Origin of the sequence: Achromobacter sp. RW408 (assembly GCF_003184165.1) — a bacterium.
Lineage (GTDB): Bacteria > Pseudomonadota > Gammaproteobacteria > Burkholderiales > Burkholderiaceae_B > Achromobacter > Achromobacter xylosoxidans.
This window is the reverse complement of the sequence record NZ_QHHO01000049.1, coordinates 757,085-769,614: the sequence shown is the minus strand read 5'-3', so window position 1 is coordinate 769,614 and position 12,530 is coordinate 757,085. Positions and strand designations below refer to the sequence as shown.

The following is a 12,530-nucleotide window of genomic DNA, read 5'->3' as shown; positions in this document are numbered from 1 at the left end:
ATCTCCTTTGGGGCGCGGATATCGTTATGCGTCTTGCCGATCCGCTACGGCGTAGAAAGCGTTATACGACGGGATCCCCCCGGTGCGACAGGAAAGCGCCGTCATGGAAAACCAGGGCGCCGCCGTGGTCGTCCGGCGCGTGCAGGCGCCGCACCTCGCCGATCAGCACGGCGTGGTCGCCCACTTCCAGCACCTGGCGGGTGGCGCACTCGAAGCGGGCGGCGCAGGCGTCGAACACGGGGATGCCGTCCTCGGTGGCATACCAGTCCAGCCCGGCATAGCGGTCCGCCACGGGTTGCGAGAACACCCGCGCCAGGTCGCGCTGCGGCGCCCCCAGCACATGGATGGCGAAGCCGCCCCGGGTGGTGAAGTCGGCGTAGTGGATGCTGGCGCGGCGCAGGCTCCACAGCACCAGCGGCGGCTCCAGCGAGACGGGCGCGAAGGAGTTGACCGTGAGGCCGATCGGCCCGTCGGCGCCCGCGGCGGTCACCACCGTGACGCCGGTGGCGTAGCGCCCCAGCGCCCGGCGCAGACGAAGCGGGCTGAGATCGTCGCTGGCAGGCATGCGGCTTCCCCGCGGCCGCCGCTCAGGCCGGCACCGTGCTGGCCGGGCGCACGCCCGACAGCGGCATGGCCTCGGCCATCAACCGCTGCATCGAGTCCAGCACGAGGTCCTGCGGCATCAGGCCGAAGTTGTGCAGGCTCATCACGTGGTCCAGGCCCATGTCGGCCAGCCGCGCCAGCTTGTCGGCCACGGTGCGGGGCGAGCCGAACAGCGACAGGCCGCTGGCGATGATGTCGTCGTAGACCTGCTTGCGCGCGTACAGCCGGGTGTCCACGTACAGGTCGAAGGCGCGGGCGGCGCGTTCGCGGGCCTCGTCGTCGGTCTCGGCCACGTGGGTGTGCAGCGCCACCGCCGCCATGCCCGTGGCATCCTCGATGCCGGCCTCGGCCAGGCCGCGGCGGTAGTCCTGCATCATCAGGCCGATCTCTTCGAAGTTGTCCACCGCCGCGTACGGCACGAACAGCATGCGGCGGCCCTGGCGGCCGACGTGGTAGGCGGCCTCGCGGCGCAGGATCGCCACGTAGACGGGCACCGGCTGCTGCACCGGCTGCACGTTCAGGCGCACCTCGTGGATGCGGTTGAACTTGCCTTCGTGGCTGACGCGCTCGCCGGCCAGCAGGCGCTCGACCAGCATCAGGTTCTCGTCGAAGCGCTCGCGCTTGGTGGCCGGATCGACGGCGTAGCCCTCGAACTCGTGCTTCAGGTAGCCCGAGCCCACGCCCAGCGACAGCCTGCCTTGCGAAAGCTGGTCCACCAGGGCATAGTTTTCCGCCACCGTCAGCGGGTTGTGGAAGGTGAGGATGGAGATCGCGGTGCCCAGCCGCAGCCGCGTCGTCTGCTGCGACAGCGCCGCCAGGAACACCGCCGGGTTCGGCACCGCGCCGTATTCATGGAAGTGGTGCTCGGCCACCCAGAAGGTGTCGTAGCCCAGCTGTTCGGCGCGGCGCGCCTGCTCCAGCACCTGGCTGTAGAGCTGGCCCAGGCTGCGGGGCTGGTCGGGGTAGTGGTCCTGCACCGAGAAGATGGACATCTTCATTGCTTGTCTCCGTCTTTGTCCGCTCGCGCCCCCGAATCGGTCTTCCGGCCCGGATGGTTGTCCGCCACGGCACGCTGATGTATTTTTTAGTGATACACGTATTCTAATAAGAGACGAACTGATGTCAACAGATAGCAGCACCGGGATCCAGTCCGCCGAAATCGCCCTGGACGTCCTGACCCGGCTGGCCGAGCTGGGCGGCGCCGTGTCGGTGTCGGAACTGGGCCGCAGCCTGGACATGCCGCGCGCCAAGGCGCACCGCTACCTGGTGTCGCTGGAGCGGCGCGGCTACGTCGAGCAGGATCCGGCCAGCGCCCGCTACCGGCTCGGGCCGCAGGCGCTGCACACCGGGCTGGCGGCGCTGGCCGAGGTGGATTTCGTCAAAGTGGCGGCCGGCTGCCTGGAAGACCTGAGCGCCGCCATCGGCCAGACCGTCTTCCTCTCGGTCTGGGGCCAGCACGGTCCCACCATCGTCCAGTGGCGCGACGCGCGGCTGCCGGTCACGGTCAACGTGCGCGTGGGTTCGGTGCTGCCGCTGCTCAACAGCGCCACCGGGCGCGTCTTCGCGGCCTGGCTGCCGGAGCCGCTGGCGCTGCCGCGCGCACTGGCCGAATGGGACGCGGCGCGGCGCCAGGGCGCCGACACCGCGCAACTGCTGGACGATCCGGCCGCTGGCGGGCTGCCGCTGGATCCTGCCGACCCCGCCGCCGCGCTGCGGGCGCGCTGGCAGGCCACGCGCCAGCGCGGCTACGCCAGCGTCAGCGGCCACCTGCTGCACGGCATCGACTCGGCCGCCCTGCCGGTGCTGGACGCGCAAGGCCAGCTGGCCGGCGCCATCACCGGGTTGGGACTGCACGGCGGCTTCGACCTGGCGCCGGACGGCGCGCCGCTGCGGGCGCTGATGGCGGCCGCGGCCGACTGCTCGCGCCGGCTCGGCTGGCGCGGCGGGCGCTAAGTCGCCGCGCCAGCCCCCGGCGCACCTTCCCCTGAAAATCGCTCGCTCCCGTCCTGCCGTCCTCGCTTGCGCGGGCGCCGCCGTCGCCGGCCGCCCCGCCCTTTTCGCCAGCCCCTTTACAATAGACAGTTGCCCAGAGCCGTGCCGACAGGTCCGGCTCGCTTTTTTGCCGCCGCCCCATCCGGCGGCCCGGCGGCCGGCCCAGGCCGCGCCCGCCCCTGATACCGATACCCGCGTGCAAGCCCTTACCGTTTCCGATTTCGACTACGAGCTGCCTCCCGAGCTCATCGCGCAGACACCCGCCGCCCAGCGCACGGGCAGCCGCCTGCTGCACCTGGACGGCGCCAGCCAGCTGCATGACCGCCAGTTCGCCGACCTGGAGGGGCTGTTGCGCCCCGGCGACCTGCTGGTGTTCAACGACACCCGCGTCATCAAGGCGCGCCTGGCCGGCCACAAGATCACCGGCGGCAAGGTCGAGGTGCTGGTCGAGCGCATCACCGACACCGACCGCGCGCTGGCGCACGTGCGCGCCAGCAAGTCGCCCGGCGCCGGCATGGTGCTGCGGCTGGCCGACGCCTTCGACGCCACGGTGCTGGGCCGCGAGGGCGAGCTGTTCGACATCCGCTTCCCCGGGCCGGTGCTGGAATTGCTGGACGCGCACGGCGCGACGCCGCTGCCGCCCTACATCACGCACGCCGCCGACGCCGGCGACGACGACCGCTACCAGACCGTCTACGCCCGCGAACCGGGCGCCGTGGCGGCGCCGACCGCCGGCCTGCACTTCGACCAGCCCACCCTGGACCGCCTGGCGGCGCAGGGCGTGGAGCGCGCCTTCGTCACGCTGCACGTGGGCGCCGGCACCTTCCAGCCGGTGCGCGTGGACAACCTGGCCGACCACGTCATGCACGCCGAATGGTTCACCGTGCCGCAGGCCACGGTGGACGCCATCGCCGCAACGCGCGCCCGCGGCGGCCGCGTGATCGCGGTCGGCACCACCAGCGTGCGCGCCCTGGAATCGGCCGCCGCCCAGACCGAGGGCCGCACCGCCCCCGGCCTGCCGCTGGCCGCCGCCCAAGGCGACACGCGCCTGTTCATCACCCCCGGCTACCAGTACCGCGTCATCGACGCCCTGGTCACCAACTTCCACCTGCCCCAGTCGACCCTGCTGATGCTGGTGTCGGCGCTGGCCGGCGTCGAGCCGATCCGCCGCGCCTACGCCCACGCCGTGGCCCAGCGCTACCGCTTCTTCAGCTACGGCGACGCCATGTTCATCGAATCCCCCGCCCCATGACCGGACTGAATTTCGAACTGCTTGCCACCGACGGCGGCGCCCGCCGCGGCCGCATCACGCTCAACCATGGCGTGGTGGAAACACCCATCTTCATGCCCGTGGGCACCTATGGCAGCGTCAAGGCCATGATGCCGCACGAACTGAAGGACATCGGCGCGCAGATCGTGCTGGGCAACACCTTCCACCTGTGGCTGCGCCCGGGCACGGACATCATGGAAAAGCATGGCGGCCTGCACGGCTTCATGCAGTGGGACAAGCCGATCCTGACCGACTCGGGCGGCTTCCAGGTGTTCAGCCTGCAGGGCATGCGCAAGATCACCGAGGAAGGCGTGAAGTTCGCCTCGCCCATCGACGGCGCCCGCCTGTTCCTGACGCCCGAGGAATCGATGCGCATCCAGCGCTCGCTGAACTCGGACATCGTCATGGTGTTCGACGAGTGCACGCCCTACGAGATAGACGGCCGCCCCGCGACCATCGAGGAAGCGGCCCGCTCGATGCGCATGTCGCTGCGCTGGGCGCGCCGCTCGCGCGAGGAATTCGACCGGCTGCAGAACCCCAACGCGCTGTTCGGCATCGTGCAGGGCGGCATGTACGAATCGCTGCGCGACGAGTCCCTGGCCGGCCTGCAGGACATCGGTTTCCACGGCTACGCCATCGGCGGCCTGTCGGTGGGCGAGCCCAAGGAAGACATGATGCGCATCCTGGCGCACGTGACGCCCAAGCTGCCGGCCCAGGCGCCGCGCTACCTGATGGGCGTGGGCACGCCGGAAGACCTGGTCGAGGGCGTGAGCCGCGGCGTCGACATGTTCGACTGCGTCATGCCGACCCGCAACGCCCGCAACGGCTGGCTGTTCACCCGCTTCGGCGACGTCAAGATCCGCAACGCCAAGTACCGCGACGACACCCGCCCGCTGGACCCGAGCTGCGCCTGCCACACCTGCGCCAACTTCTCGCGCGCCTACCTGCATCACCTGCAGCGCGCCAACGAGATCACCGGCGCGCGCCTGAACACGCTGCACAACCTGCATTTCTACCTGACCATCATGAAGGAAATGCGCGAGGCCATCGCCGAGGGCCGCTTCGACGCCTGGCGCGCGCAGTTCGCGGCCGACCGGGCGCGCGGGGTGGAGTAGCGGGGCGCTGTGCCGCTCGCGGTTCGCGCTCAGCGGCGCAACGAGAGAATCACTGCGGCGGCCATTGCTGCGCGGCATGCAAGATGCGCAGGATCCGCACGGCCAGCGCATCCGCCGCATACACGATGATGTAATTCGCGCGAACGACCATTTCGCGGGTACCGGCGATCCTTCCGGGGCGGTACAGCGCGGGACGGGCGGGCAGTTGCGCCGCCTTCGTTTCAATATCGTCTTTCAGACGCTGGGCAGCGTCTGGATTGTCATCTGATATGTAGTCGACTATGGCCAACAGGTCGGCCCGGGCGGCGGACGACCATTCAACTGCGGGCACGGCGCTTCCTGTCGATCAGCGCCTGGGCTTCATCCATGACCTGCTGGTGCGGCACCGCCGGCCCCGTATCGGCCAGGGCTTCCTGGACTTTGGCGCGGAACCACGCGTCGTGCGCCTGGGCATCGGTGGTCAACCCGGCGGGCAGGCCGCCCTCCTTGGCCACCCGCGTGAGCAGGATGCGCACGGCGTCGGAAATCGTCAGGCCGAATTCGGCCAGCTTTTCGGTGGCGTCGGCTTTGAGCTTGTCGTCCACGCGGACGTGGAGCATCGAGGTCTGGGGCATGGCGATTCCTGCAATAGTGTCGGGCCAGTGTATCTCAATTGAGATACTTTCCTGCCACCAACCGCGCATTTTGCGTCCACCCATACCGGGAGAACCCGAATAAGGACTTTTGTTTCGCGTTTCCGCCCTCATCACTGCGCACAGGACGACCCCCTACGCCAGAACGGCCGCCCCGCCGCCGGGCCGCCCCAAGGCGGGGCAGCCCCCTCGGGGGCAGCCAGCGCACCACGCGCGCGCGGCGTGGGGGCCCCTAAACCTCGCTACAATAGTCGGCTTGCCCTATCCATGGCTCGCGCGGGGATGGGCGCAGAACAAGATCGTCGACAGCACGATATAAACAAACCCAAACAGACCAAACGCAGGAGAATTACATGTCCGCTATCGATACCGCCAGCCTCGTCGTGGCCCAGGCCGCCGCCCCCGAAGGCAATGCGCTGATGGGCATGCTGCCCATCATCCTGATGTTCGTGATCCTCTATTTCCTGATGATCCGTCCCCAGATGAAGCGCCAGAAGGAACACCGCAACCTGATCGCCGCCCTGGCCAAGGGCGACGAAGTCGTCACCGCCGGCGGCATGCTGGGCAAGGTCACCAAGGTGAACGACAGCTACGTCACCGTCGAAGTCTCGGAACTGGCCGACAAGCCGGTCGAGATCATCATGCAGAAGTCGTCGGTGTCGACCGTTCTGCCCAAGGGAACCATCAAGGCCCTGTAAGCGTCCCATAGGAGCTCCGCCGCCGGGCCCCGGGGTCCGACGGCAGCCGCCCCGCCGCCCGTCGCGCCAGCCGCCCGGGCGGCCTTTTCTCCACTCTTACATGACGTAGCCGGCAATGAACCGCTATCCCCTCTGGAAGTACATTACGGTCCTGATTGCGGTCCTTATCGGCCTGCTGTATACGCTTCCCAATTTCTACGGCGAGTCGCCCGCCGTCCAGGTTTCCAGCGCCAAGGCCACCATCAAGGTGGATCCGGCCATGCTGAGCCGGGTCGAGCAGATCCTGACCGACGCCAAGATCCCCAATGAAGGGGTCTACTACGAACAGAACGGCACGCTCGGCACCGTGCGCGCCCGCTTCACCTCGACCGACCTGCAACTGCAGGCGCGCGACCTGATCGACAAATCCCTCAATACCGTCCAGGGCGACCCGCACTACACCGTGGCGCTGAACCTGCTGCCGGCCTCGCCCACCTGGATGCGCGCACTGGGCTGGTTCGCCCCCAAGCCCATGTACCTGGGCCTGGACCTGCGCGGCGGCGTGCACTTCCTGCTGCAAGTGGACATGCAGGGCGCCCTGACCGCCCGCTACGATTCGCTGGCCGCCGACGTGCGCTCGGTGCTGCGCGACCAGAAGGTCAACGTGGCCGGCGTCGAGCGCTCGGGCATGAGCGTGGCCGCCAGCTTCGCCAACGCGCAGGACCGCGACCGCGCCATCTCGACGCTGCGCAGCCGCCTGCCCGACCTGGAATTCACCGAAAGCGAAGAAAACGGCAAGCTGCTGCTGCTGGGCGCGCTGAACCCGGCCGCGGTCACCCGCGTGCAGGACTCGGCGCTCAAGCAGAACATCAACACGCTGCACAACCGGATCAACGAACTGGGCGTGGCCGAGCCGGTCATCCAGCAGCAGGGTTCGGACCGCATCGTGGTGCAGCTGCCCGGCGTGCAGGACGTGGCCAAGGCCAAGGAACTGCTGGGCCGCACCGCCACCCTCGAAATCCGCATGGTCGACGATTCGCCCGCCGCGCAGGCCGCGCTGCTGGGCGGCTCGGTGCCGTTCGGCCTGGAGCGCTACTCCGACCGCGACGGTCGCCCGATCCTGGTGCGCCGCCAGGTGGTCCTGACCGGTGAGAACCTGCAGGACGCCCAGCCCGGCCGCGATTCGCAGACCCAGCAGGCCGCCGTCCACCTGACGCTGGACTCCAAGGGCGCGCGCATCTTCCGCGACGTCACCCGCGACAACATCGGCAAGCGCATGGCCATCCTGCTGTTCGAGAACGGCAAGGGCGAAGTGGTCACGGCCCCGGTCATCCGCAGCGAAATCGCCGGCGGCCAGGTGCAGATCTCGGGCAGCATGAGCTCCGAGGAAGCCGCCGACACCGCCCTGCTGCTGCGCGCCGGCGCGCTGGCCGCGCCGATGTCGATCATCGAGGAACGCACCATCGGCCCGAGCCTGGGCGCCGACAACATCTCGAAGGGCTTCCATTCGACGCTGTACGGCTTCCTGGCCATCGCCGTCTTCATCATCATCTACTACCACCTGTTCGGCGTGTTCTCGACCGTCGGCCTGACCCTGAACGTGCTGCTGTTGCTGGCCCTGCTGTCGATGCTGCAGGCCACGCTGACGCTGCCGGGCATCGCGGCCATCGCGCTGACACTGGGCATGGCGATCGACTCGAACGTGCTGATCAACGAGCGGATACGCGAAGAACTGCGCAACGGGGCGTCGCCGCAACAGGCCATCCACCATGGCTTCGAGCGCGCCTGGGGCACGATTCTCGACTCCAACCTCACTACGCTGATTGTCGGCCTGGCCCTGCTGGCATTCGGTTCCGGCCCGATCCGCGGTTTCGCGGTGGTCCATTGCCTGGGCATCCTGACCTCGATGTTCTCGTCCGTCGTGGGCGTGCGCGCGCTGGCCAACCTCTGGTACGGCCGCAAGAAGAAGCTCACGTCGATCTCCATCGGCGAAGTCTGGAAGCCGAAGACCAACTGAACATGCTTGCGGGCGGCCATGCCGCCCGCCACCGAATAGCCAGGGCAAAACATGGAATTTTTCCGGATTCACCGCACCATCCCGTTCATGCGCCACGCGCTGGTGCTGAACATCATCAGCCTCGTCACCTTCGTGGCGGCGGTCTTCTTCATCCTCACGCGCGGCTTTCACCTGTCGATCGAATTCACCGGCGGCACGGTCATGGAAGTCAACTACGCCCAGACGGCGCAGCTTGAAAACGTGCGCGGCGTGGTCTCGAAGCTGGGCTACACCGACTTCCAGGTGCAGAACTTCGGCACCTCGCACGACGTCATGATCCGCCTGCCCCTGCAGGAAGGCCAAACTTCCGCCACCCAGAGCGAAACCGTCATGGCCGCGCTCAAGGCCGCCGACCAGGGCGTGGAACTGCGCCGCGTCGAGTTCGTCGGTCCGCAGGTGGGCCAGGAACTGCTGCACAACGGCCTGATGGCGCTGCTGGTGGTGGTCATCGGCATCATGGTCTACCTGGGCTTCCGCTTCGAATGGAAGTTCGCCGTGGCCGGCGTGATCGCCAACCTGCACGACGTGGTCATCATCCTGGGCTTCTTCGCCTTCTTCCAGTGGGAATTCTCGCTGTCGGTGCTGGCGGGCGTGCTGGCGGTGCTGGGCTACTCGGTGAACGAATCCGTGGTCATCATGGACCGGATCCGCGAGAACTTCCGCAAGTACCGCAAGGCGGACGTGCAGGAAGTCATCAACAGCGCCATCACGCAGACCATCTCGCGCACCATCATCACCCACGGCTCGACCCAGATGATGGTGCTGGCGATGCTGTTCTTCGGCGGCCCCACCCTGCACTACTTCGCCATGGCCCTGACCATCGGCATCTGGTTCGGCATCTACTCGTCGGTGTTCGTCGCCGCCGCGCTGGCCATGTGGATGGGCGTCAAGCGCGAAGACCTGGTCAAGCCGGTCAAGAAGGAAGGCGAGGAAGGCGAAGTCGCCTGAGTTGCTTCCCGCCCCGCAAGACCCGCCCGCTGTGGCGGGTTTTTTTATGGGCGGACGAGCCTGGCGCAGGGCCCTCGGTCACTACGAATAGCCGCCCGTCCTACATGCGGATACCTTTGCCAAAGCCGTCGCCACGGAGGTTGACAGTTATATCCGAACAGGTATATTCATGTTTATCGAACTCCCTCGTCCCCTGTATTGGGAAGGTTCCTCGAAAAAAGACTTCCAGACCTTCCCGCTGGCCGTTCAGAAACACTTGGGGATGAGTCTGTTCATCGTGCAGTCGGGCCGGCGACCGGCCGCGTCCAAACCATGGCACGGACTGGGGCCGGGCGTGTTTGAACTGGTCGACGATCATCGGGGCGATACGTTCCGCGCCGTCTACCTGATACGCATCGGCAACGGCGTGCATGTACTGCATGCATTCCAGAAGAAGTCCAAATCGGGCGTTTCCACGCCGCGGCCCGACATTGCCCTGATCACCCGGCGGCTCAAACAGGTTCAGGCCCGCTATGGGCCCCACAAGAGACAACCATGACGCGTACTACCGGCACCCTGAATGTTCTGCATGACCTCGGCTTTGACGACGCCGCCGATCTGACCACCCAGGCGCAGCTCGCCATCAAGCTCAACGATCTGATCGACCAGCGCCAGCTCACCCAGGCCCAGGTTGCCGCCCTGACCGGCATGACCCAGCCCAAGGTCTCCCAGATCCGCCGCTACCAATTGCAGAACATCTCGCTGGAGCGGCTGCTGCGCGCCCTGGTCGCGCTGGACCAGCACGTGGAGATACGGGTACGCAAGGCAAGGCAATCCGACACTGCCGGGATCAGCGTCGCGGCCTAGCACGAGCGGGAGGCAGCCCCGCACTGTACAGACGCTCCGCCCACTGGGTGTACGGGTACGGCTGCCGCCGTATTCGCTACCATAGGCCTCATGAAACTCGCTCTCGATCATCTCGTCGTCGCTGCCGCCGACCTGGACAGCGGCACTCGCCACGTGGCCGACCTGCTGGGCATCGCGCCGACGGGTGGCGGCGCGCATCCCCGCATGGGCACCCACAACCGCGTGCTGGGCATGGCGGGCGGCGTGTACCTGGAAGTGATCGCCATCGACCCGGACGCGCCCGCGCCGCAGCGGCCGCGCTGGTTCGGGCTGGACCAGCCGGCCATGCGGGCGCGCCTGGCCGAAGGGCCGTTCCTGGCGCATTGGGCGGCGCGAGTCGAGGCGCCCGCTGACCTGAGCGCATGGCAGGCGCGGCACCCCGATCGCATCGCGCCCGCCATCCCCATGACCCGCGGCGACCTGCGCTGGCGCCTTACCGTGCCCGACGACGGCAGCCTGCCGGCCTGGCGCGAAGCGGGCGCAACGGCCGGCGACGGCCTGCTGCCGACGCTGATCCAGTGGGATGTGGACGCCTATCCCGGCGTCAGCCTGCCGCGCCAGCCGCTGACCCTGGTGGCGCTGGCCGGCACCCACCCGCGCGCGGCGCTGCTGCGCCAGGGGCTGGCCTGGCTGGGCGCCGAGCATCTCATCACGGTCGAACAGGCCGACGGCGCGCCGTGCCTGCGCGCCACCATCGAAACCCCGCAGGGCATCAAGACCCTGGCCTGATACGGACAATGGACACGGAGACTTCCCCATGAGCGTGACCCGCAAGCGCTTCGACGACGCGCCCTATGAACGGCAGTGCGAGGCCATCGTCATCGCCGTCGGCGCCGACGGCGTCGAACTGGACCAGACCGTCTGCTACGCCCGCAGCGGCGGCCAGGCGGGCGACAGCGGCACGCTGACCCTGGCCGACGGCCGGGTGCTGGCGCTGACCGACACGGTCTACGCCGACGAGCGTCGCCGCATCGTGCACGTGCTGGCCGAAGGCGTGGCGCCGCCACCAGTGGGCGAACGCGTCACCGTGGCCATCGACTGGCCCCGGCGCCACCGGCTGATGCGGCTGCACACCTGCCTGCACCTGCTCGGCGCGCTGGTGCCCGCGCCGGTCACGGGGTGCAGCATCTCGCCCGACTCGGCGCGCATCGACTTCGACCTGCCCGAGTCGACGCTGGACAAGGCCGACCTGACCGAGCGCCTGAACGCGCTGATCACGGCCGCCACCGACGTCACGGTCAACGCCATCACGCCCGAGGAGCTGGCGGCCCAGCCGGACCTGGTGCGCACCATCGGCGCGGCGCCTCCGGCCGGCACGGAACGCATCCGCATCATCGAGATTCCAGGCGTGGATCGCCAGCCCTGTGGCGGCACGCACGTGGCCAACACGGGCGAAATCGGCGCGGTGACCGTCACCAAGATCGAAAAGAAAAGCCGCACCAACCGCCGCGTGGTGGTGGCGTTCGCCTGAACCTTGCCGCCAATGAAAATGGCCGCCTGCATGGCGGCCATTTTCATTGAAGTCCGTCGGCGGCGCCTCGCGGCGCGCTCAGCCCTTCTTCCACCAGCGCCACGGCGCGCGCAGCGGCCACTGGTACTTGCTACAGAGCACCCGGGGCGCCAGCAGGTGACCCACGGCGATGGCGATCGCGGCGGCGGTCAACACGTCGGACAGGTAGTGGTCCAGGTTGACCAGGCGGCTGGTCGCCACCAGCGCGGCCAGCGACAGGAAGGCCCAGCGCCAGCGCGGCGCCAGGATGCCCAGCACCACCGCCACGGCGAAGGCGGCATAGGTGTGGCTGGACGGAAAGGAATTGAACTGGTTGGCGCGCGAGAACGACTCGCCCAGCCCGTAGATGCCCTTCTCGAAGAACAGCTCGGGACGGGCCCGCGCCACGGAGCGCTTGAGCACCAGCACCACCAGCCCGCCGACCGCCATGGTCGACAGCATCAGCAGGCTGCCGCGCGCCATGCTGGCGTAGCTCATGCGCACCGGATTGCGCCAGCCGCGCGCCAGGCCGACCAGGCCGACGATGTAGAACGCCAGCGCCACGCCGATGTAGCGGCCGCTTTCGCCCATTTCACCGATCCACTCGAACGAGGTGTTGACCCCGTCGCTGACCGATTGCCGGATCCAGATCGCCAGCGGCAGGTCGACCCACAGGGCGCAGACCGCGGCCACCAGCGCCCCCCCGAGACCGGCCAGCAGCCAGGCGGAGGTCGACAGCGGATTGCGGAACTCGTCCGTCGTGGCGGTCGCGGCGCCGGGCGCGAGCGTGGCGGCCGGCGGAAGGGAGGGATTCGTCGTCATCGGACCGGTCGCGTAAAGATAATTGTTCTCGGAAAGGGAAT

The 12,530-nt window shown here is 68.3% G+C and carries 15 protein-coding genes; 10 read left to right on the top strand and 5 right to left on the bottom strand.

The features are described 5' to 3' along the window. Positions 1–61: 61 nt before the first annotated feature. Both DK459_RS23010 and DK459_RS23005 read right to left on the bottom strand, forming a co-directional pair. A complete protein-coding gene (locus DK459_RS23010) occupies positions 62–565 on the bottom strand; it encodes a flavin reductase family protein (RefSeq protein WP_006386642.1) in 504 nt (167 codons plus the stop codon). A 22-nt stretch (positions 566–587) separates the two neighbouring features. Next, positions 588–1,601, bottom strand: coding sequence for an LLM class flavin-dependent oxidoreductase (locus tag DK459_RS23005; protein WP_024070172.1), 1,014 nt, complete (start codon positions 1,599–1,601; stop codon positions 588–590). 121 nt (positions 1,602–1,722) lie between these two features. On the opposite strand from DK459_RS23005, the gene DK459_RS23000 reads away from it, so the two are divergent. From DK459_RS23000 to tgt, 3 genes are all read left to right on the top strand, one after another. Next, positions 1,723–2,556: an IclR family transcriptional regulator gene (locus DK459_RS23000; protein ID WP_024070173.1), complete on the top strand. Its 834-nt coding sequence runs from the start codon at positions 1,723–1,725 to the stop codon at positions 2,554–2,556. A 235-nt stretch (positions 2,557–2,791) separates the two neighbouring features. Further along, positions 2,792–3,847 carry a tRNA preQ1(34) S-adenosylmethionine ribosyltransferase-isomerase QueA gene (gene queA, locus DK459_RS22995; protein ID WP_054442897.1) on the top strand — a complete coding sequence of 352 codons (1,056 nt, stop codon included), beginning with the start codon at positions 2,792–2,794 and terminating at the stop codon, positions 3,845–3,847. Further along, complete coding sequence (gene tgt, locus DK459_RS22990) at positions 3,844–4,980, top strand: tRNA guanosine(34) transglycosylase Tgt (protein WP_024070175.1); 1,137 nt, start codon at positions 3,844–3,846, stop codon at positions 4,978–4,980. Before queA ends, tgt begins: the two co-directional genes overlap by 4 nt. Positions 4,981–5,029: 49 nt before the next feature. Here the strand turns inward: tgt and DK459_RS22985 are convergent, their stop codons facing one another. Together DK459_RS22985 and DK459_RS22980 are read right to left on the bottom strand one after the other, a co-directional pair. Next, positions 5,030–5,311 carry a type II toxin-antitoxin system RelE/ParE family toxin gene (locus DK459_RS22985; RefSeq protein ID WP_020926667.1) on the bottom strand — a complete coding sequence of 94 codons (282 nt, stop codon included), beginning with the start codon at positions 5,309–5,311 and terminating at the stop codon, positions 5,030–5,032. After that, positions 5,298–5,594, bottom strand: coding sequence for a type II toxin-antitoxin system RelB/DinJ family antitoxin (locus DK459_RS22980; RefSeq protein WP_020926666.1), 297 nt, complete (start codon positions 5,592–5,594; stop codon positions 5,298–5,300). Before DK459_RS22980 ends, DK459_RS22985 begins: the two co-directional genes overlap by 14 nt. A gap of 371 nt (positions 5,595–5,965) precedes the next feature. Between DK459_RS22980 and yajC the strand changes: the two genes are divergently transcribed. From yajC to DK459_RS22945, 7 genes are all read left to right on the top strand, one after another. Further along, positions 5,966–6,310 carry a preprotein translocase subunit YajC gene (yajC, locus tag DK459_RS22975; protein ID WP_006386647.1) on the top strand — a complete coding sequence of 115 codons (345 nt, stop codon included), beginning with the start codon at positions 5,966–5,968 and terminating at the stop codon, positions 6,308–6,310. 115 nt (positions 6,311–6,425) lie between these two features. Continuing rightward, positions 6,426–8,306: a protein translocase subunit SecD gene (gene secD, locus DK459_RS22970; RefSeq protein WP_006386648.1), complete on the top strand. Its 1,881-nt coding sequence runs from the start codon at positions 6,426–6,428 to the stop codon at positions 8,304–8,306. Between the two features lie 51 nt (positions 8,307–8,357). Continuing rightward, a complete protein-coding gene (gene secF / locus DK459_RS22965; protein ID WP_006386649.1) occupies positions 8,358–9,293 on the top strand; it encodes a protein translocase subunit SecF in 936 nt (311 codons plus the stop codon). Between the two features lie 169 nt (positions 9,294–9,462). After that, positions 9,463–9,831 carry a type II toxin-antitoxin system RelE/ParE family toxin gene (locus DK459_RS22960; protein WP_006386650.1) on the top strand — a complete coding sequence of 123 codons (369 nt, stop codon included), beginning with the start codon at positions 9,463–9,465 and terminating at the stop codon, positions 9,829–9,831. Then, on the top strand, positions 9,828–10,139 hold the full coding sequence (locus tag DK459_RS22955; protein ID WP_006386651.1) for a helix-turn-helix domain-containing protein: 312 nt from the start codon (positions 9,828–9,830) through the stop codon (positions 10,137–10,139). Before DK459_RS22960 ends, DK459_RS22955 begins: the two co-directional genes overlap by 4 nt. A gap of 90 nt (positions 10,140–10,229) precedes the next feature. Continuing rightward, complete coding sequence (locus tag DK459_RS22950) at positions 10,230–10,907, top strand: VOC family protein (protein ID WP_024070176.1); 678 nt, start codon at positions 10,230–10,232, stop codon at positions 10,905–10,907. Positions 10,908–10,935: 28 nt separating this feature from the next. Further along, positions 10,936–11,649, top strand: coding sequence for an alanyl-tRNA editing protein (locus DK459_RS22945; RefSeq protein ID WP_024070177.1), 714 nt, complete (start codon positions 10,936–10,938; stop codon positions 11,647–11,649). 78 nt (positions 11,650–11,727) lie between these two features. On the opposite strand, the gene DK459_RS22940 is transcribed toward DK459_RS22945, so the two are convergent. Beyond that, complete coding sequence (locus DK459_RS22940) at positions 11,728–12,489, bottom strand: phosphatase PAP2 family protein (RefSeq protein ID WP_024070178.1); 762 nt, start codon at positions 12,487–12,489, stop codon at positions 11,728–11,730. Between the last annotated feature and the right edge of the window lie 41 nt (positions 12,490–12,530).

Excerpts from the sequence above, each read along its gene's own strand:
- DK459_RS23010 (WP_006386642.1), bottom strand. The coding sequence starts at position 565 with ATGCCTGCCAGCGACGATCTCAGCCCGCTTCGTCTGCGCCGGGCGCTG.
- DK459_RS23005 (WP_024070172.1), bottom strand. The coding sequence starts at position 1,601 with ATGAAGATGTCCATCTTCTCGGTGCAGGACCACTACCCCGACCAGCCC.
- DK459_RS23000 (WP_024070173.1), top strand. The coding sequence starts at position 1,723 with ATGTCAACAGATAGCAGCACCGGGATCCAGTCCGCCGAAATCGCCCTG.
- tgt (WP_024070175.1), top strand. The coding sequence starts at position 3,844 with ATGACCGGACTGAATTTCGAACTGCTTGCCACCGACGGCGGCGCCCGC.
- DK459_RS22980 (WP_020926666.1), bottom strand. The coding sequence starts at position 5,594 with ATGCCCCAGACCTCGATGCTCCACGTCCGCGTGGACGACAAGCTCAAA.
- yajC (WP_006386647.1), top strand. The coding sequence starts at position 5,966 with ATGTCCGCTATCGATACCGCCAGCCTCGTCGTGGCCCAGGCCGCCGCC.
- secD (WP_006386648.1), top strand. The coding sequence starts at position 6,426 with ATGAACCGCTATCCCCTCTGGAAGTACATTACGGTCCTGATTGCGGTC.
- secF (WP_006386649.1), top strand. The coding sequence starts at position 8,358 with ATGGAATTTTTCCGGATTCACCGCACCATCCCGTTCATGCGCCACGCG.
- DK459_RS22960 (WP_006386650.1), top strand. The coding sequence starts at position 9,463 with ATGTTTATCGAACTCCCTCGTCCCCTGTATTGGGAAGGTTCCTCGAAA.
- DK459_RS22955 (WP_006386651.1), top strand. The coding sequence starts at position 9,828 with ATGACGCGTACTACCGGCACCCTGAATGTTCTGCATGACCTCGGCTTT.
- DK459_RS22950 (WP_024070176.1), top strand. The coding sequence starts at position 10,230 with ATGAAACTCGCTCTCGATCATCTCGTCGTCGCTGCCGCCGACCTGGAC.
- DK459_RS22945 (WP_024070177.1), top strand. The coding sequence starts at position 10,936 with ATGAGCGTGACCCGCAAGCGCTTCGACGACGCGCCCTATGAACGGCAG.
- DK459_RS22940 (WP_024070178.1), bottom strand. The coding sequence starts at position 12,489 with ATGACGACGAATCCCTCCCTTCCGCCGGCCGCCACGCTCGCGCCCGGC.